Origin of the sequence: Microbacterium sp. GXS0129 (assembly GCF_044769785.1) — a bacterium.
Taxonomy (GTDB): domain Bacteria; phylum Actinomycetota; class Actinomycetes; order Actinomycetales; family Microbacteriaceae; genus Microbacterium; species Microbacterium nymphoidis.
This window is the reverse complement of the sequence record NZ_JBIZVZ010000001.1, coordinates 717,361-735,487: the sequence shown is the minus strand read 5'-3', so window position 1 is coordinate 735,487 and position 18,127 is coordinate 717,361. Positions and strand designations below refer to the sequence as shown.

At 69.0% G+C, this 18,127-nt stretch carries 17 protein-coding genes; 9 read left to right on the top strand and 8 right to left on the bottom strand.

Going from position 1 to position 18,127, the window contains the following annotated elements:
• The first annotated feature begins 7 nt into the window (after window positions 1-7).
• The 5 genes from ACIQJ5_RS03270 to ACIQJ5_RS03250 all read left to right on the top strand — a co-directional run bounded on the left by ACIQJ5_RS03270 (window position 8) and on the right by ACIQJ5_RS03250 (window position 3,965).
• Window positions 8-415 (top strand): RidA family protein, encoded by a 408-nt coding sequence (locus ACIQJ5_RS03270; protein WP_402840837.1) that lies wholly within the window; start codon window positions 8-10, stop codon window positions 413-415.
• 168 nt (window positions 416-583) lie between these two features.
• The gene (locus ACIQJ5_RS03265) at window positions 584-2,158 is read left to right on the top strand and encodes a L,D-transpeptidase family protein (protein WP_402840834.1); all 1,575 of its coding nucleotides are present in this window, start codon (window positions 584-586) and stop codon (window positions 2,156-2,158) included.
• A 148-nt stretch (window positions 2,159-2,306) separates the two neighbouring features.
• On the top strand, window positions 2,307-2,759 hold the full coding sequence (locus ACIQJ5_RS03260; protein WP_231090451.1) for an N-acetyltransferase: 453 nt from the start codon (window positions 2,307-2,309) through the stop codon (window positions 2,757-2,759).
• Between the two features lie 229 nt (window positions 2,760-2,988).
• Entirely contained in the window at window positions 2,989-3,480 is a 492-nt protein-coding gene (locus ACIQJ5_RS03255) for a hypothetical protein (protein WP_402840831.1), read from the top strand.
• The gene (locus ACIQJ5_RS03250) at window positions 3,468-3,965 is read left to right on the top strand and encodes a DUF559 domain-containing protein (RefSeq protein WP_402840828.1); all 498 of its coding nucleotides are present in this window, start codon (window positions 3,468-3,470) and stop codon (window positions 3,963-3,965) included. Before ACIQJ5_RS03255 ends, ACIQJ5_RS03250 begins: the two co-directional genes overlap by 13 nt.
• Before the next feature lie 58 nt (window positions 3,966-4,023).
• Here ACIQJ5_RS03250 and ACIQJ5_RS03245 read toward each other — a convergent pair whose 3' ends face one another.
• The 4 genes from ACIQJ5_RS03245 to ACIQJ5_RS03230 all read right to left on the bottom strand — a co-directional run bounded on the left by ACIQJ5_RS03245 (window position 4,024) and on the right by ACIQJ5_RS03230 (window position 10,063).
• Window positions 4,024-5,835 carry an ABC transporter ATP-binding protein gene (locus ACIQJ5_RS03245; protein ID WP_402840825.1) on the bottom strand — a complete coding sequence of 604 codons (1,812 nt, stop codon included), beginning with the start codon at window positions 5,833-5,835 and terminating at the stop codon, window positions 4,024-4,026.
• Entirely contained in the window at window positions 5,832-7,697 is a 1,866-nt protein-coding gene (locus ACIQJ5_RS03240) for an ABC transporter ATP-binding protein (protein WP_231090455.1), read from the bottom strand. Before ACIQJ5_RS03240 ends, ACIQJ5_RS03245 begins: the two co-directional genes overlap by 4 nt.
• Window positions 7,698-8,063: 366 nt before the next feature.
• Window positions 8,064-8,567: a methylated-DNA--[protein]-cysteine S-methyltransferase gene (locus tag ACIQJ5_RS03235; RefSeq protein ID WP_402840821.1), complete on the bottom strand. Its 504-nt coding sequence runs from the start codon at window positions 8,565-8,567 to the stop codon at window positions 8,064-8,066.
• Window positions 8,564-10,063: an AlkA N-terminal domain-containing protein gene (locus ACIQJ5_RS03230; protein WP_402840818.1), complete on the bottom strand. Its 1,500-nt coding sequence runs from the start codon at window positions 10,061-10,063 to the stop codon at window positions 8,564-8,566. Before ACIQJ5_RS03230 ends, ACIQJ5_RS03235 begins: the two co-directional genes overlap by 4 nt.
• Window positions 10,064-10,216: 153 nt before the next feature.
• Between ACIQJ5_RS03230 and ACIQJ5_RS03225 the strand changes: the two genes are divergently transcribed.
• Genes ACIQJ5_RS03225 through ACIQJ5_RS03215 form a run of 3 tightly spaced genes read left to right on the top strand, consistent with a single transcriptional unit; the run spans window position 10,217 to window position 12,402 of the window.
• Window positions 10,217-11,641 (top strand): dihydrolipoyl dehydrogenase family protein, encoded by a 1,425-nt coding sequence (locus ACIQJ5_RS03225; RefSeq protein ID WP_402840815.1) that lies wholly within the window; start codon window positions 10,217-10,219, stop codon window positions 11,639-11,641.
• Complete coding sequence (locus tag ACIQJ5_RS03220) at window positions 11,638-12,225, top strand: class I SAM-dependent methyltransferase (RefSeq protein ID WP_402840812.1); 588 nt, start codon at window positions 11,638-11,640, stop codon at window positions 12,223-12,225. The genes ACIQJ5_RS03225 and ACIQJ5_RS03220 overlap by 4 nt, the downstream gene beginning before the upstream one ends.
• Before the next feature lie 9 nt (window positions 12,226-12,234).
• Complete coding sequence (locus ACIQJ5_RS03215; protein WP_402840810.1) at window positions 12,235-12,402, top strand: hypothetical protein; 168 nt, start codon at window positions 12,235-12,237, stop codon at window positions 12,400-12,402.
• Between the two features lie 181 nt (window positions 12,403-12,583).
• Here the strand turns inward: ACIQJ5_RS03215 and purH are convergent, their stop codons facing one another.
• The 4 genes from purH to ACIQJ5_RS03195 form a co-directional block, all read right to left on the bottom strand.
• The gene (gene purH / locus ACIQJ5_RS03210; protein ID WP_231090462.1) at window positions 12,584-14,191 is read right to left on the bottom strand and encodes a bifunctional phosphoribosylaminoimidazolecarboxamide formyltransferase/IMP cyclohydrolase; all 1,608 of its coding nucleotides are present in this window, start codon (window positions 14,189-14,191) and stop codon (window positions 12,584-12,586) included.
• Window positions 14,192-14,224: 33 nt separating this feature from the next.
• Window positions 14,225-14,818, bottom strand: a complete 594-nt coding sequence (gene purN, locus ACIQJ5_RS03205) for a phosphoribosylglycinamide formyltransferase (protein WP_402840806.1) — start codon at window positions 14,816-14,818, stop codon at window positions 14,225-14,227.
• Window positions 14,819-14,868: 50 nt separating this feature from the next.
• Complete coding sequence (locus tag ACIQJ5_RS03200; RefSeq protein ID WP_402840803.1) at window positions 14,869-16,080, bottom strand: DUF6350 family protein; 1,212 nt, start codon at window positions 16,078-16,080, stop codon at window positions 14,869-14,871.
• 88 nt (window positions 16,081-16,168) lie between these two features.
• Window positions 16,169-16,612 (bottom strand): nitroreductase family deazaflavin-dependent oxidoreductase, encoded by a 444-nt coding sequence (locus ACIQJ5_RS03195; protein WP_231090468.1) that lies wholly within the window; start codon window positions 16,610-16,612, stop codon window positions 16,169-16,171.
• A gap of 50 nt (window positions 16,613-16,662) precedes the next feature.
• On the opposite strand from ACIQJ5_RS03195, the gene ACIQJ5_RS03190 reads away from it, so the two are divergent.
• Window positions 16,663-18,072, top strand: coding sequence for an NCS2 family permease (locus tag ACIQJ5_RS03190; RefSeq protein ID WP_372459776.1), 1,410 nt, complete (start codon window positions 16,663-16,665; stop codon window positions 18,070-18,072).
• Window positions 18,073-18,127 lie beyond the last annotated feature (55 nt).

Genomic DNA, 18,127 nt, shown 5'->3' with positions numbered 1-18,127 from the left:
TACTGTCATGAGCGCCAAGATCGAGGTTCGCACCGACAACGCCCCCGCCCCCGCCCACACCTTCTCGCAGGGTGTCCGCAAGGGCCCGATCGTCCAGGTCTCCGGCCAGGGGCCGGTCGATCCCGCGACCAGCGAGTACCTCTTCCCCGGAGACGTCGCCGCGCAGACCATCCGCACGCTGGAGAACGTCAAGGCCATCGTCGAGGCGTCCGGCGCCACGTTCGACGACGTCATCATGCTGCGCGTGTACCTGACCAAGCGTGAGGACTTCTCGATCATGAACGACGCCTACGGCGAGTTCGTCAGCAAGCACACCACCGGGGGCGTTCTGCCCAGTCGCACCACCGTCTTCACGGGGCTGCCCCGCGAAGAGATGCTCGTCGAGATCGACGCGATCGCCGTGGTGTCCGACTGAACGAACCCCGTCGAGATCACGAACGCCCGGAGCCGCTGGCTCCGGGCGTTCGTGCCCGTCCGGGGCGTCCGCCACGAGACGTGGCGAAATCGTGATACGCGTGAGCCCCGCACGGGGGTGGTGCGAACTTACGATAGGCGTGGCGACGAATGACCAGGGGGTTCCGCCATGACCGATCACGATCAGCCCGAGCACACCACGTCGGGTGACGACGCGACTGCTGCCGATGCCACCGTGGGCGAGAACGCCGCGACCGCGGCGTCGGGTGCGGACACCGCCGCCGCGGACGGCGACGCGGCTGAGCCCGTCGCCGTCGAGACCGTTGCGGCACCTGTCGCCGCTGAGCCGACGCTGACAGCGCTGCCGCAGGCCGCTGACACCCCGGTCGCCGTCTGGGTCGACGCCGAGCCGAAGAAGCGTCGCAGGCGCTGGCCGTGGGTCTTCCTGCCGGCCGCCGGTGTCGCCGCCGGACTCGTGATCGCCTCGACCACGCTCATCGCACCGGGCGTGAGCGCCTCCGGTGTTCCGATCGGCGGTCTCACCCCGACTGCTGCGGCCAACGCGATCACCGATCGTCTGGCCTCCACCACGATCGAGCTCACCGGCGACGGTGAGAAGGTCACGCTGAGCGCGGCCGACCTCGGCGCCACGATCGACGCCGGCGCCCTGGCCGATGCCGCGCACCGCGACGCTCCGCTGTGGAAGCTGGACGCCTGGAACTCGGCGGCAGACACCGGCGCCGTGACCATCGATGAGGACAAGGCCGAGGCTGCACTGCGCGCGGCACTTCCCGACGCTTTCGTCGCGGCCACGGATGCCGAGGTGACGTTCGCCGACGGCTCGTACCACGTGAAGCCCGCCGCAGACGGCTCGGGGATCGATGTGGACGGCCTTCGTGCCGCGCTGCAGTCCGCGCTCGAGAACGGTAAGGCCGTCGCTCAGGCGTCGGCCAAGCCGGAGACTCTCACTCCCGCCGTCTCCACCGAGGCGGCTCAGGCTGCAGCAGACAAGCTCAACGGGCTGGTCTCGACGATCGGCTTCTACGTCGGCGACGAGCGCACCGTGCCGGTCGACGCCGCCACCGCCGCATCGTGGCTGAAGCCCACCATCGACGACTCCGGCGCGCTCACCATCGAGGTGGATGAGGCGGCGCTGGCGAAGGTCCTGCCGACGCTCGCCGAGAAGGTCGATCGCGCGGCCGTCAACGGCACCGAGATCGTCAACAAGTGGGGCGATCTCGTCGAGGAGGGCGAGCCCTCGCGCACGGGACGAAAGCTCGGTGACACGTCCAAGCTGGCGGCGGCGTTCGCCCAGCAGGTGGCCGCCGGCGACGGCAAGCTGGTTCTGCCTGTCGAGGAGACCCAGCCGGAGATCACGAAGGTCGAACGCCACATCGAGGTCAACCTCAGCGAGCAGCGCACCTACGTGTACGAGAACGGCAAGGCGATCCGCACGTTCAGCATCTCCTCGGGTGCCGCCGGTCACGAGACGCACACCGGTGAGTTCACGATCTTCGCCCACGTCCCCATGCAGGACATGGGGTGTGTCGACGGCTACGACTACTGCACGAAGGACGTCCCCACGGTGATGTACTTCAACGGCGACGAGGCCTTCCACGGCACGTACTGGCACAACAACTTCGGCACGCCGATGAGCCACGGCTGCATCAACATGCGCGAGGACGAGGCGCTGTGGCTCTACAACTGGGCAGCCGATGGCGTGAGCGTCAGCGTCCACTACTGAGTCCTGATGATGGAACGGGCGTCGTCCTCTCCGGACGGCGCCCGTTCTTCGTCGCAACACCGGGCGTTCACGGGTCGCTCATCCAGCCGATGACTTTCACAGAAACAACCCGGCCCAAAGTGTCAGTGGTAGCGGCTACCCTGTGGCTATGAGCGAACTGCGACTGGAAGAACTCGGCGCCAAGACCATCGTGGCGGTCAACAACCTCTCCCTGAAGCCAGGGCAGCAGCAGTTCCTTGCGCCGGTCTCGTACGACCTGGCCACCACTGTCGTCAACCCGCAGACCACCTGGCAGCGCGTCGTGCTCGACGGCGACCGTGTGGTCGGCTTCGTGAGCGCCAACTTCGACCACGACGCCACGGAGCCCCACTTCCAGTCGGTGTTGTGGCGCATCAACGTCGATGCCGATGCCCAGCGCAGCGGCGTCGGTCGCTTCGCCGTGGACGAGCTGCGCCGCGTCGCCGCTGAGCGCGGTTTCGACCACGTGGACGTCATCTACGAAGCGGGCGAAGACGGCCCGGAGCGCTTCTTCACGGCCGTCGGCTTCACGCCGGTGGGCGAGACCGAGTACAGCGAGGTCATCGCCACCGTCAAGGTCTGATCACTTTCATAGCGCGCAGATGGCTCCACACCCTCGTGGTTTGGAGCCATCTGCGCGCTATGAACCGTTAGCGGCTCCTCCCCCTCCCCCATGACGACGGGGGTTGTCCCGATTGGCGGCGTGGGCGTGGCCCCATGCCGCCCGCGGCGGCAGGCTGATCCCTCAGCGCGCCCGATCTGCTCGTGTTCCCGACGGATGAGGGCACGTCGCGCACGACGAAGGGGATGTCATGGGAAGAAGGTCCACACCGCTGCCGGACGGCCTCGGCGCCGCATTCGATGTCGCTCTTGCCCGACGGCGCGCGGTCAGCCGCGCGAGGCTCCGAGGCGGTGATCTCATCGCGCCGTACTACGGCGTGCGCCTCGACGGTTCCCCGGAAGACCCGGCGCAGATGCCCGCGTCGCCCTACGAACGCCAGCGGCTGCAGCGTCGAACAGCTGCGCGGAACTATGCGCCGCGCCTGCACACCGGCCATTGCTTCAGCCATCAGACCGCGGCCTCGCTCTGGGATGCGCCCCTGCCCCTGGAACGCGACGGCGCGGGAGATCCCGTCGATACACCCGACCTGCACGTGACCGCGCTCGGTCATCTCGCCCAGCCGCGAACCGCCGGGGTGGTCGGGCATCGCTCGTACCTGTCTCTCACAGCGGTCGCCGAGGTCGACGGGCTCCGCGTCTCGTCCCCCCCGCGACCTGGGCGTCGCTCGGCATGCTTTCCGTAACCGACCTCGTCGCCCTCGGAGATCACTTTTGCCGTCGGTGGCGAGACGGACGGGGTCGTCCGGATTCCGGTCGCGAGCCGCTTGCCACGCGGGAGGAACTGCGTCAGATGCTGGAGGCGGGGCGACGAACCGGCGCAGAGAGGCTCCGCACGGCGTTGGAGCTCATCCGGGAGGACTCGTGGTCGCCGCGCGAGACCCGGGTGCGGCTCGCTCTCATGCAGGCGGGTCTCCCAGAACCCGAGCTGAACGTCGATGTCTTCACGGAGTCCGGTGCGTTCCTCGCCTGCGTCGACCTCGCCTCCGTCCGCGAGCGCGTGGCCGTGGAGTACCACGGCATGCTGCACGCGCAGAGCTGGGCGCAGGACGTCGAACGAGCGGCTCGGCTGCGCGCCGCGGGCTGGGCGGTGGTCGAGATCACCGCCCCTCTCCTGGAACACCCCGAGCTGGTGGCCGCCCGTGTTCGAGCAGCGCTGAGCCGTTCATAGCGCGCAAATGGCTCCAAATCCCGGCGGATTGGAGCCATTTGCGCGCTATGAAACCGACCTAGACGAGAGTCTCCCGCCACGCCGCGTGCAGTTGAGCGAACTTGCCCGTCCCGGCGATCAGCGCCTCGGGGGTGTCGTCCTCGATGATGCGGCCGTGCTCCATGACGAGCACCCGGTCGGCGATCGCGACCGTCGACAGGCGGTGGGCGATGATGATCGCCGTGCGGTCGGCCAGCAGCGTCTCCAGGGCGTCCTGGATCTGCCGCTCGCTGGGCATGTCGAGCGATGCCGTCGCCTCATCGAGGATGAGCACGGCGGGATCGGCGAGGAAGGCGCGGGCGAAGGAGATGAGCTGGCGCTGACCCGCCGACACACGGCCACCACGCTTGTTGACGTCCGTGTCGTACCCGTCCGGCAGCGCCTGGATGAACCCGTCAGCACCGACGGCGCGCGCCGCCGCGATGACCTCGTCCAGCGTCGCATCGGGCTTTCCGAGTGCGATGTTGTCCGCGATCGTGCCGCTGAACAGGTACGCCTCCTGCGTCACCATGACGATGGCACGACGAAGATCCTTCGGGTGCAGTTCGCGCAGGTCGACGCCGTCCAGGCGCACGGCGCCCTTCGTGGGGTCGTAGAAGCGCGACACCAGCTTCGCAAGCGTGGACTTGCCCGCACCGGTGGTCCCCACCAGTGCGATCGTCTCCCCCGCCGGAATGGTCAGCGAGAAGTCCGGGAGGATCGTGCGGGCGTCGGAGTATCCGAACGTCACCGCATCGAACTCCAGTTCCCCGCGAGCGTCCCAGAGGTCCACCGGCTTCGCCGGGTCCGGAACGGTCGGCGTCTCCTCGAGCACACCCGACACCTTCTCCAGCGCAGCCGTGGCCGACTGGTAGGAGTTCAGGAACATCGCGACGTCCTGCAGCGGACCGAAGAACTGCCGCACGTACAGCACCGCGGCAAGCAGCACACCGGCCGACATGGTCCCGTCGGGCACACGCAACGCGCCCCACAGCACGACGACGGCGAGTGTGACCGCCGCGATGGCCATCATGCCCGGATCGAAGGTGCCGTACAGCTTCATCGAGCGCATGTTGACGTTGCGGTAGTCCGCGGACAGCCCGCTGAACTCCGTGTCGTTGCGCGGCTCGGTGCGGAACGCCTTCACTGCGCGAATGCCGGTCATCGTCTCGACGAACTTGACGATGACGCGTGCGCTGATCACTCGTGACTCACGGAAGATCACCTGCGAGCGCGCGTAGAACCAGCGCATCAGGAGGTACAGCGGGATGCCGGCGAGCACCAGCACCACGCCGGACTGCCAGTCCAGGGTCACGAGCATCACGAGAGTGAACACGGCATACAGCAGACCCGACACCAGCTGGTTCAGCCCGCCATCCAGGAGTTCCCGGATGGAGTCCAGGTCACTGGTCTGCCGCGAGATGATGCGCCCAGACGTGTACGACTCATGGAACTCCAGGCTCAGCCGCTGGGTGTGCAGGAAGATCCGCTTACGCAGATCCAGCATGATGCCCTGCGTGAGCTTGGCTGCGAGCACGGCATACCAGCCGATCAGCGCGGCGCCGCCGAGGCCGACCACGATGTACACCGCGACGACGACGAATGCGAGGCTCCAGTCGCCCTGCTCCACCGCGAGGGGCAGCGCATCGTCGATGCCCCAGGCGATCAGGCGGGGCGCGATGACCTGCATGATGGTCGAAGCCACCACCACGATCGCGGTGAGGACGATGAGCCCACGGGTGGGCTTGATGAGCGAGCCCAGCAGGCGCAGCGACCGGCGACGGATCGCCCGGCTCTCCGCCTTGCTGTAGTCGATGCGTTCTTCGCCCTGGGTTCCGGTGACAGAACTCACAGCTCCACCTCCGCTTCCTGAGCCACGATCTCGATGATCCCGGTCTGCGCTTTCCTGATCTCCGTCTTCTCCGCCTCGGCTTCTTCGAGGCTGGAGATGACATGTCGGTAGTGCTCGCTGGTGGCGAGCAGGTGCGAGTGGGTTCCCACTGCGGTGATGCGCCCGCTCTCCAGGAGCGCCACGCGGTCCGCGAGCGCCACCGTGGACGGACGATGCGCCACGATGAGCGCCGTCGTGTGAGCCAGCACCTGGCGAAGCGCAGCCTCCACGAGCGCCTCGGTGTCCACGTCGAGCGCGGACAGCGGGTCATCGAGCACGAGAACCGCCGGGGCGGCGGCGACGGCGCGGGCGAGGGCGAGACGCTGGCGCTGCCCGCCGGACAGGCTCATCCCCTCCTCACCGATCACCGTTTCGACGCCATCCGGCAGGTCGTCCACGAAGCCCGCCTGAGCGATCTCCAGGGCCTCACGCATGACGCGCTCGCCCTCCTCCGAGTTCGGGTCCAGCTCCGGACGCCCGAGGAGCACGTTCGTGCGCACCGAGGCCGAGAACAGGGTGGCGTCCTCGAACGCCATCGCGATGTGACGGCGCAGATCCCGTAGGCGGAGGTCCCGGACATCGACGCCGTCGAGCGTGACACGGCCGCCGGTGACGTCGTACAGACGGGTGGGGAGTGTCGTGAGAGTGGTTTTCCCGGAGCCGGTGAGACCGACGAGTGCCATCGTCTCCCCCGGCTGCAGGTGCAGGTCGATGCCGTCGAGCAGGTCACGCTCGTGGGCACCGGCATCCTGGTAGCGGAAGCGTGCGCCCTCGAACACGAGCTCGCCGCGCGAGGTCGGCATCTCGACCGGGTTGGCCGGATCGGTGATCGTGTCGAGCTCGTCGTACACCTCGAACACGCGGTCGGTGGCCGTGCGTGCATCCAGCAGGAACGAGAACAGGAAGCCGATCGACTCGATGGGCCACCGCAGCACTGCGGCCATGGCGAAGAACGCGAACAGCTCCGGCACGCTGATGGCGCCCTGGCTGCGCAGCCAGATGCCCGCCAGCAGGCTCACGCCGAAGGCGATGTTGGGCATCAGCACGAGCCAGAACCAGATGTTCCCGTCGGCCTTGGCCTTGCGCAGCTCGGTCTGGCGCAGAGTCTCGGCCTGCCCGGCGAACTTGCCGAGCGCGTGCTTGCCACGGCCGAACGCCTTCAGCACACGGATGCCGTGGACGCTCTCCTCGACGCTGGTCGCAAGGTCGCCGGCCTGATCCTGGCTGAGCCGGGACAGCTCACCGTACTTGCGGTCGAACAAGTAGCCCTGCACCCACAGCGGCAGCGAACACACGAGGAAGATGACGCCGAGCATCCAGTGCCAGCGGAACAGCAGCACGGTGCCGATCACGATGGTAAGCATGTTGACGACGAGCAGGATGAGCCCGAAGGCCAGCCAGCGGCGGATGAGGCCGATGTCCTGCATCATGCGGCTGAGCAGCTGGCCGGACTGCCAGCGGTCGTGGAAGGCGACCGGCAGACGCTGCAGCTTGGAGTAGAAGTCGGTGCGCATGGCGTACTCGACTCCCATGGAGGGGTCCAGCACGAACCAGCGGCGCAGCCACACCATCGCCGCTTCGCCAAGCCCGAGGACGAGCACGACGATGGCACCGACGACGATACCGACGGTGTCGCCACCGGCGACGGGGCCCTGCACGATGCTCTCCAGGGCGACGGGGATGAGCAGCGCGATCACGGCGCCAACGAGGGCGCTGACGGCACCACCGACGAGGCGGCCGGCGACCGGCTTGACATAGGGAATCAGGCGCGCGAGTGCGCGCGGGGTTGACAGACGTTCAGCAGAGTGCGCGGAAGAAGACATGATCCTTGAGGGACGTCGAGATCGAGAGGTGTATGCGCGCGAGCGCGCGAATGACCGGTGCTACCGGTGATGCAGGGGGCCGCGACGGAGATGCGGCGACGCGGTTCTAGCCGAACGTGGGCGTCGCGATCCCCGCGGGCACAAAGGCGGCGACAAACGTGGTGAGAGCGGTCTCGTTCATTGCGGCCTCCTGGAGCTCACGGGATGTCACGCCGGTCGACGCGACAGCCCTCCAGACTATGCTGTGAGTTCCCTGACCGCAAGTGTTGTTTTCTCGACTCCGGAAAGGGCGTTCATCGTGCGCACATGGCTCCTATTCGCGAGGAATAGGAGCCATGTGCGCACGATGAAGCGAAGGGCGACCGCTTACGCCGCCGCCTCGCGCGCGAGGAGCGAGCGCTTCACCTCGGCGCCCCAGGCGAACCCGCCGAGAGTGCCATCGGTGCGCAGCACGCGGTGGCAGGGGACGAACAGCGCCACCGCGTTGCGCGCGCACACCGAGGCTGCCGCGCGAACGGCGGTCGGGCTGCCGAGCGCCGCGGCGAACTCGGCATACGACAGGGGCGAGCCGGGGGTGATGCGCCGGAGGGCCTCCCATCCGGCCCGCTGCATCTCGGTGCCGCGCTGACGCACCGGCACGGTCATGATCGGCTCGACGTCGCCGTCGTAGAAGGCGCGCACGGCATCCCCTGCCGGCGTCTCCCCCGCCCGGATATCGGTGGGACGGTCCTGCGGGCGGAGCCGGTCGATCAGCGACGCGGGATCGTCGGTCCAGCCGGATGCGATCACGGCGCCGTCCTCGTCGGTGAGGATCCCGAACGGGCCGTCTGCCGTCTCGATGAACTGGACAACTGCGCTGGTGGTGGTCATGATCGTCCTTCCCCGGTGACCGGAGCGGTGTGGTGAACAGGTGTGGAGAGCACACGCCAGAGGTGCGCGGTGAGGTAGGAACGCCAGGGAGATGCCCGTCGTGCCCAGTCGTCAAGGCTCGCGGCCTGCGCGGGAAGGCCGGCGCGCGCAGCGCCCTGGCGCACGGCGACGTCTCCGGGGAGGAAGACATCCGGATCGCCCACCACTCGCATGCGCACGTAGTCGGCGGTCCACGGTCCGACACCGGGCAGCGCCAGCAGTCGCCGGCGCTGGTCCTCGGAATCGTCGCCGCTGGTGAGCTGGAGATCCCCGGCGGCGATGGCAGCTGCCGCACCGGTGATCGCACGGATCCGCGCCGCGGGTCCGCGCAGCACCTCGGCGCCGCGCTGCGCGATCGCCGTCATCGTCGGGAAGAGCCGCCGGGGACCGCCCTCTCCCGCGATGTCGGTCTCCTCGCCGAGCGCGTCGACCAGGCGGGTGAGGTGTGTGCGAGCGGCGGGGACGGAGATCTGCTGGCCGATCATCGCCCGGATCAGCATCTCGTGAGGATCCGCGGTGCCCGGTACGCGGATGCCCGGGACGGCGTGGACAAGTGGCGCCAGCTCCGCAATCGCTCCCAGCGACTCGTCGATCGCGGCAGGATCGGCGTCCAGATCGAACATCCGGCGCGCACGTGCCACAACGCTGCTGAGGTCGCCGAGGGCGGTCAGTCGCACGGAGAGACGCAGGCGGGCGTGATCGGCGCGCGCCACGCGGAACCACGCCGGCCCGCCGGGCAGGCGGAGAGTCCGCTCGAAACCGTCGGGTCCGGCAGCCTCGGTCCCCGGCAGCACACGGGCCGCCATCCAGGCGAAGACGCCCGCCGGATCGAACGGGGCACGGTACGGCAGCACCAGGTCGATGCGCCCACCCTCCGTGCTCTCGTGCGTACGACGACGAGCACGCAGCGCCGTGGGGGTGAGATCGAAGACCTCACGGATCGTGTCGTTGAACTGACGGACGCTCGCGAATCCCGCCGAGAACGCGACGTCCGCCGCGGACAGATCGGTTCCGACCAGCAGCATGCGCGCCGTGTGGGCGCGATGCGCCCGCGCCAGCGCGAGCGGGCCGGCGCCGAGTTGCTCGGTGAGCACGCGCGTCAGGTGCCGGGAGGAGTAGCCGAGGCGAGACGCCAGTCCCGCCACGCCCTCCCGCTCGACGACACCGTCCGCGATCAGGCGCATCGCGCGTCCCGTGACGTCGCCGCGAAGGTCCCACTCGGGTGAGCCGGGTGCAGCCTCCGGGAGACACCGCTTGCAGGCACGGAAGCCCGCCTCATGCGCCGCTGCCGAGGTCGGCAGGAACGAGACGTTCTCCGGCCGCGGCGTCCGCGCCGGGCACGAGGGCCGGCAGTAGATGCCGGTGGAGTGCACCACGGTGACGAACTGCCCGTCGAACCGGGCATCGCGGGAACTGATCGCGCGGTACCTCTCATCGAAGGTCAGGTTCGGGCTCATGGGTCCATCCTGACACCGGCGCAGGTCATTGGCTCGCGGAAATCGGACATCGCGATGGGGGCGCCCAGAGCCCGTTGATAGCGCGCGATTGGCTCGTATCCCGGCGAAACACGAGCGGATTGCGCACGATGGACGGGGTTGTAGCGTGTACCCATGAGCGCGCAGGAGTACGACGTCATTGTGATCGGGGCAGGGCCCGTCGGCGAGAACGTGGCCGACAGAGCCGTGCAGGGCGGTCTGACCGCCGTCATCGTCGAAGCCGAGCTGGTCGGCGGCGAGTGCTCGTACTGGGCATGCATGCCGTCCAAGGCGCTGCTGCGACCGGCCGAGGCGCTGGCGGCGGCGCGCGCGGTGGCCGGATCCGCCGAGGCCGTCACCGGGGAACTCGACATCTCCGCCGTGCTGCGCCGACGCACCGAGTTCACACATGACTGGGACGACGCGGGACAGGTGGAGTGGTTGACCTCGGCCGGCATCGACCTCGTTCGCGGCCACGGCCGCATCAGCGGCGTACGCGAGGTCACCGTCACGGCCGGGGACCGCACGGACGTCGTGCTGACGGCCCGCCACGCCGTCGCCGTGTGCACGGGCACGAGCGCGCTCGTGCCCGACGTCCCTGGGCTTGCCGAGATCTCACCCTGGACCAGTCGCGAGGCGACCTCGGCCGATCACGTGCCGGCATCGCTCACCGTCATCGGCGGCGGCGTCGTGGGGGTGGAGATGGCCACCCTGTACGCGGCACTCGGATCACAGGTCACGATGGTCGCTCCGTCCGGGATCCTGCCCCGGATGGAGCCGTTCGTCGGCGAGCGCGTCACGGCGTCGCTGCGCGACGCCGGCGTGGTGTTCGCGGCTTCCCGCCCCGCATCGGCCCACCTCGGGGTGGAGGGGCGCACGGTGGTCCTCACGGACGGCACGGAGATCACATCCGATGAGGTTCTCGTGGCCACCGGGCGCCGGCCGCGAACGTCGGATCTCGGTCTGACGGCGCTGGGGGTCTCCGGTGTAAGCGACGATGACTGGATCCCCGTGGACGACACCATGCTCGTGCCGGGCACCGACTGGCTCTACGCCGTCGGGGACGTCAACCACCGCGCGCTGCTGACCCACCAGGGCAAGTACCAGGCCCGTGCAGCCGGGGACGTCATCGCCGCGCGCGCCCACGGACGCCCGGTGGACGGTGCCGCGTGGGGCGCGCACGTGGCCACCGCCGATCACGCCGCGGTCCCACAGGTGGTGTTCAGTCATCCCCCGGTGGGATCCGTCGGTCAGACCGCCCACGAGGCGGAGGCCGCCGGTGTGCGCACGCGGGTCGTCGACTACGACCTCGGATCCGTCGCCGGTGCCGCCACCTTCGCGGACGGTTACGCGGGTCATGCCCGAATGATCGTCGACGAGGACCGCGGTGTCGTGATCGGCGCCACACTCATCGGTCCCGGGGTCGAGGAGATGGTTCACGCCGCCACCATCGCCGTCGTGGGTGAGGTCCCGCTCGCGCGCCTGTGGCACGCGGTACCCTCGTACCCCACCATCAGCGAGGTGTGGCTGCGTCTGCTCGAGGCATACGGCCGCCCGTGACCGCGCGAGATCCGCAGCTCATCGGGTGGCTGGCGCACCTGCATCAGAGATCGACGATGTCAGGCTGGGACTTCGCGGCGCTCGACGGACGGCTGGACTGCGACGATCCGCCCTGGGACTTCGATGACGAGGTCCGCACGGCACTGCGCTCCAGTCAGTATGCCGTCGACATCGGAACCGGGGGTGGCGAGCGGCTTCTCACCCATCTGGCGGCCATCGGCGATCACCACGGCACCATCATCGCGACGGAGGGCTGGGAAGAGAACCAGCCGCTCGCTCGCGCAGCCCTGGCGCCGCACGGCGTCAACGTGCTCTCCTACGATCCGGAGCTGGGCGAGCGCCTCCCGCTGCCCGACTCCACGCAGGACCTGCTCCTGAACCGCCATGAGGCCGTCGACGCCTCGGAGTTCGCTCGCGTACTCCGACCGGGTGGCCGGCTGTTCACCCAGCAGGTCGATGGACGTGACGGCGAGCAGCTGCGCGCGTGGTTCGGTGGCGAGGGGCTCTACGACCACGTCACCCTGGAGAACCTGGCGGCCGCGCTCACCGCTGCCGGCTTCCGGATCGATCGGGCCGACGACTGAACCGGCGCGATGCGCTTCCGTGACGTCGGCACGCTCGTGGAGTACCTCGCGATGGTCCCATGGGACGTCCCCGGCTTCACCGTGCGAGAGCACGAAGAACAGCTGCACGCGCTCGCTGCCGTTCGCCCGATCGAGGTATCACAGCGGCGTTTCCGCATCATCGCGACCCTACTGTGAACCCGCGGCGTCGCTCTGATCCGGCGGCGCCGTCGGGATATCACGGCCCCCGTCGCTCGCCCCGGACGGTGCCGCCCGCAGGGTTCGCGCCTGCGCGCACGGCGGCGGCCCCGGTGCGCTGCGCACACGAGGACGACCGCGGTGCGTGACGCACCGCGGCCGTCCTCTCAGCGGCTGTGACTCAGTGGAAGAAGTGACGCTCGCCCGTGAAGAACATCGTCACGTTCGCGGCCTGTGCCGCGGCGATGACCTCGGGATCGCGCACCGAGCCACCCGGCTGGATGATGGCGGAGATACCGGCGTCGATCAGCACCTGCGGGCCGTCGGCGAAGGGGAAGAAGGCGTCGGACGCCGCCACCGAGCCGGCAGCGCGCTCGCCCGCACGCTCCACGGCCAGACGGCAGGAGTCGACGCGGTTGACCTGGCCCATGCCCACACCGACGGTGGCGAGGTTCTTCGCCAGCACGATGGCGTTGCTCTTGACCGCGCGGCAGGTCTTCCAGGCGAAGATGAGGTTCTCCATCTCGTCCTCCGCCGGGCGCTCACCCGAGACCAGCTCCCAGTTCTCCGCCACCGACAGGATGTCGGACGGGAACCGGTCGGCATCCTGCAGCAGCAGTCCGCCGGAGACCAGACGCACGTCCATCTCCTCCTGCTGCCAGTCCGCGGGAAGCTGCAGCACGCGCAGGTTCTTCTTGCGGCTGAAGGCCTCCAGCGCGGCGGGCTCGTAGGAGGGGGCCACGATCACCTCGGTGAAGATGTCAGCGAGGTTCTCGGCCATCTTCAGCGTGACGGTGCCGTTCGCGGCGATCACGCCGCCGTATGCGGACACCGGGTCGCACTCGTGTGCGCGCAGGTGAGCTGAGGCGATCGGGTCGAGCGCGTTGGGCGCAGCCACGGCGATGCCGCACGGGTTGGCATGCTTGATGATGGCCACGGCGGGCTTGACCATGTCGTACGCGGCACGGAGAGCGGCGTCGGCGTCGACGTAGTTGTTGTAGGACATCTCCTTGCCCTGCAGCTGCGTGGCCTGGGCGATGCCGCGTCCCCCCTGGCGGGTGTAGATCGCGGCGCGCTGGTGCGAGTTCTCGCCGTAGCGCAGCGTGTTCAGACGCTCGGCCTGGATGGTCAGGTGCTCCGGAAGCTCGATGCCCTCCCCCAGGGTCTCGCCGGAGAACCAGGCGGCCACGGCGGCGTCGTAGGAGGCGGTGTGCGAGAACGCGCGCGCCGCCAGCTCACGGCGCTGCGTGAGGGACGTGCCACCGGCGGTCACCGCCTCGATGATCGACGGATACGACGACGGAGAGACGACGATCGCCACGTTGGCGTAATTCTTCGCCGACGCGCGGACCATCGCGGGCCCACCGATGTCGATCTGCTCCACAACGGCATCGCCCTGCGCGCCCGAGGCCACGGTCTCCACGAACGGGTACAGGTTCACCACGACGAGCTCGAACGGGCGGATGTCGAAGTCGGCGAGCTGACGCTCGTGGTCCTCGAGTCGAAGATCCGCCAGCAGGCCCCCGTGCACGTTGGGGTGCAGGGTCTTCACTCGGCCGTCGAGCATCTCGGGAAAGCCGGTGATGGCGGCCACATCCGTGACCGGGTGGCCCGCGTCGCGGATGGTGGCGGCGGTGGAGCCGGTGGAGACGATCTCGACGCCGGCTGCGGAGAGGGCCGAAGCCAGCTCCAGCAGTCCGGACTTGTCGCTCACGGAGATGAGCGCGCGGCGGACGGGGACGACGTCGCGCTCCCGGTAGTCGGCGGGGTCGTGGCTGTGGCCGGCCATGGTTCCTCTTTCCAGATGGGGGTCGGTGCGCGGTCAGGGATGCGCGGGAGCGGCGAGGTCGATCTCACCCGTGGCGATGCGGCGGACGACGTCGATGAGAAGCTCCCGCTCGACGGGCTTGATCCGCTCGTGCAGCGTGGCCTCATCGTCGCCGGGCAGCACCGGAACGCGGCGCTGGGCGAGGATCGGTCCCGCGTCGACGCCGTCGTCGACCACGATCACGCTGGCACCCGTCTGCGTGACGCCGGCCGCGAGCGCATCGCGCACACCGTGAGCGCCCGGGAACTCGGGGAGGTAGGCGGGGTGGGTGTTGATGATGCGCGGCGAGAAACGCGCGACGACGGCAGGCGGCAGGAGCTTCATCAATCCGGACAGCACCACGATGTCGGGATTCCAGACCTCGAGCTGGTGAAGGAGCTCGTCACCCCAGGCGACTCGTTCTTCCTTGCCGCGCCACGGGACCACGAAGGTCGGGACACCGAAGGCCTCGGCGTGGGCGAGGCCCTCCGCCTCCCGATCCGCGCCGACCGCGACGATACGCACCGGATAGTCCGCGACGCTCGCTGCCTCCAGCAGCGCACGCAGGTTCGATCCGGTTCCCGAGATGAGCACGACAGCCGACAGCACGCCAACAGTCTACTGGCGCTCGGAAGAGCGCCCTACCGCACGAGCAACGCTCAGAACTCGTCGCGACGACGACGTGGCGACAGCAGCAGGATCGCGGCACCCACGAGGACCTCGACGCCGACGGCGAGCGCGACGAACCCGGGATGGGGTCCGAGCTCGACCAGCCGTCCCGGTCCGATGCCGCCGCGAGCGAGGGCACTCGCGATCGCCGCGAACGCTGCGACTCCGGCCGCCACGCTGACGCTGAGTGCGACGCGGGGCAGGAACGGTTCGTCATCTCCCAGCACCGCGACGAAGCCGGAGCGCAGGACCCACCCGGCCAGCGCCCCGATGGCAACCGGCACGATCACGACGACCAGCATGATCGGTGTCGCGCCCGTCGGCAGCAGGCCCAGCGGCGGAAGCGCGGGGACCACGCCGAGGTGGACGGCTGCCGGCGTCAGGGTGGAGCCGACTCCCACCGTGATCCCTGCGCCGCTCAGCCAGGCGATGGCCCAAGCGATGAGCGTCGGCAGATACGCGAGGGACGCCAGCGAGACCAGCACCGCACCCCAGACGTCGACCCGGGCGGACTGGAACAGCGAGATCATCTCCCCGCCGCGGAGCACGACGGACGCGAGCACGGCGAGCGCACCCGCGCCGACCAGCGATGCACAGCCGATCGCGATGCCGCGCGCGGCCAGTGCCGGCAGCTCGCTCCACTGCACGGGCGCTTCGTCGACCAGGTCGTGCACCCAGTCGACCAGCCCACGGTCGCCGTCGCGCCACGCGATGACGAGTGCGCCGAGAGCGGCGGGCGCGGTGTAGAGCAGGGCCGGATGCAGGATGGCCTGCCACGTGATGGTGTGCGCGAGCGGCGCTGCGGAGGTGAGCTGGACGATGACGGCCACAGCGGTGTAGACGACGGCACCGGAGAGTACACCGGCGAGTCCCGCACCGGCCCGCATCGCGCGCACGCCCGAGCGGGCCGCGAAAATCGCCACGAAAGCGGTCAGTGCCAGGGGCGCGAGGGAGATGATGAAGCCGCCGGCATCCGGTGCCACACCGAGCGCGGTGAGGAGCGACTCGGGCAGCGTGACGGTCACCGGCACCAGGCCGCCGAGCTGCCAGATCTTCGCGATCAGCGGCCACAGCCCCGCCCAGGAGGCATCCGCCGCGGTCGCCCAGAACAGCGCCAGTGGAGCGCCGACGACGACGAGCCCCACGGCGGCGGCGACGATCGCGTCGAAGGCGGCGAGGAGGGCGACGGTGAGGCGGTGCATGGCCTTCCGACCATACCTGCGAGCGTACGGTGCGCCGTTCCTCCCGCGCCGCCGTCCCGTCAGTTCTCAGCGAGGCCACGCGGTCGCGTCACTGCGAAGTGACGGGCTCCAGCAGAAACAATGGAATGAGGCGGTCGGTCTTGGTCTGGTAGTCCGCGTAGGGCGGCCAGGCCTCACACGCCCGGGCCCACCATTCCTCCCGCTCCGCCCCGGACAGCTCGCGTGCCGTGTAGTCGCGCTTGTCCGCACCGTCCTGCAGTTCGACGTGCGGGTTCTTGCGGATGTTCCAGTACCACGCCGGGTTATCCGGTGCTCCGCCCTTGGACGCGACCACCACGTAACGTCCTTCGTGCTCGACGCGCATGAGCGCGGTCTTGCGGAGCGCGCCCGAGCGCGCGCCCAGCGTGGTGAGCACGATGATCGGCTTGCCCTGCATGTCCGCGGCGTCGGCGCCGTTCGAGGCCTCGTACTCCTCCGCCTGCTTGCGGGACCACTCGTAACGTCCCGGCTGGTAAATTCCTGAGAGTGGCATATCGTACCTCCGCTTCGGAGGATACGCGCCTCACCCCCACCCTGACACGTATGAGGAGCCCCATGGCCACGGCGCCAGCCCAGCCCACCACCGCACTCGATCGCTTCTTCCACATCACCGAACGCGGATCCACCGTCGGAGCAGAGCTCCGCGGCGGTCTCGTCACCTTCGTGACGATGGCGTACATCGTGATCCTGAACCCGATCATCCTGTCGACCCCCGACGTCGACGGCAACACGCTGGCCGGCCCGGCCGTCGCTGCCGCCACCGCCCTCACCGCCGGTGTGATGACCCTTCTGTTCGGTATCGTCACCCGGCTGCCGTTTGCCTTCGCCGCCGGTCTCGGCATCAACGCCTTCCTCGCCTTCTCGGTCGTCGGGCAGGTCTCCTGGCCCGAGGCCATGGCGCTGGTGGTCATCAACGGTGTGGTGATCGTGCTGCTCGCCGCCACCGGGCTGCGGAAGATGATCTTCGACGCGGTCCCTGTCCAGCTAAAGCTCGCCATCACGGTCGGCATCGGCCTGTTCATCGCTTTCATCGGGTTCGTCAACGCCGGCTTCGTCACGGCGACGGGCAACCCCTCCCCGCCGGTGGACCTCGGCGTGAGCGGTTCCGTCGCATCCGTTGCCACGTTGCTGTTCGTCCTCACCGTCCTCATCGGCGGCGTCCTCATCGCGCTGAAGATCAAGGGCGCGATCCTGATCGCTCTGGTGGGCGGCACGGTGGTCGCGGCGATCGTCAACCTCATCTGGCCGCAGGACCTGTTCTCCTTCTCGGGCAGCATCGTGAGCCTTCCCGACCTGAGCCTCATCGGCAAGGTGGACTTCGGCTTCGACCTCGGCAAGGTCAGCGTCGTGGCGCTCGTGATGATCGTCTTCACGCTGGTGTTCTCGAACTTCTTCGACGCCATGGGCACGATGACGGGCCTCGCCCGCGAGGCGAACCTGGCCGATGAGAAGGGCGACTTCCCGCGCATCAAGTCGGCCCTGGTGGTCGAGGGTGTCGGCGCGATCGTCGGTGGTGGCACGTCGTCCTCCTCCGCGACCGTGTTCGTCGAGTCCAGCGCCGGCATCGGCGAGGGCGCCCGCACGGGTCTTGCCACGTCGTTCACGGGTGTGCTGTTCCTGCTGGCGATGTTCTTCACCCCGCTGACCTCCCTGGTTCCCGGCGCGGTCGCCTCGGCGGCGCTCGTGCTGGTGGGTGCCATGATGCTCTCGCAGATCAAGAACATCGACTTCGCCGACTTCCGTGTGCTCCTGCCGGTGTTCCTCACCGTGACCGTCATGCCGATGACCTACTCGATCGCCAACGGCATCGGTGCGGGCTTCGTCAGCTGGGTCGTCGTCAATGCACTGTCGAAGAAGGCCAAGAGCATCCACCCGCTGTTGTGGGTGGTGGCCATCGGCTTCGTGATCTACTTCGCCCGCGGCCCGATCGAGGCGGCGTTCGGCGTCGCCTAACCCGTTTCATAGCGCGCAAAAGGCTGCAATCCTCCGCGGATTGCAGCCTTTTGCG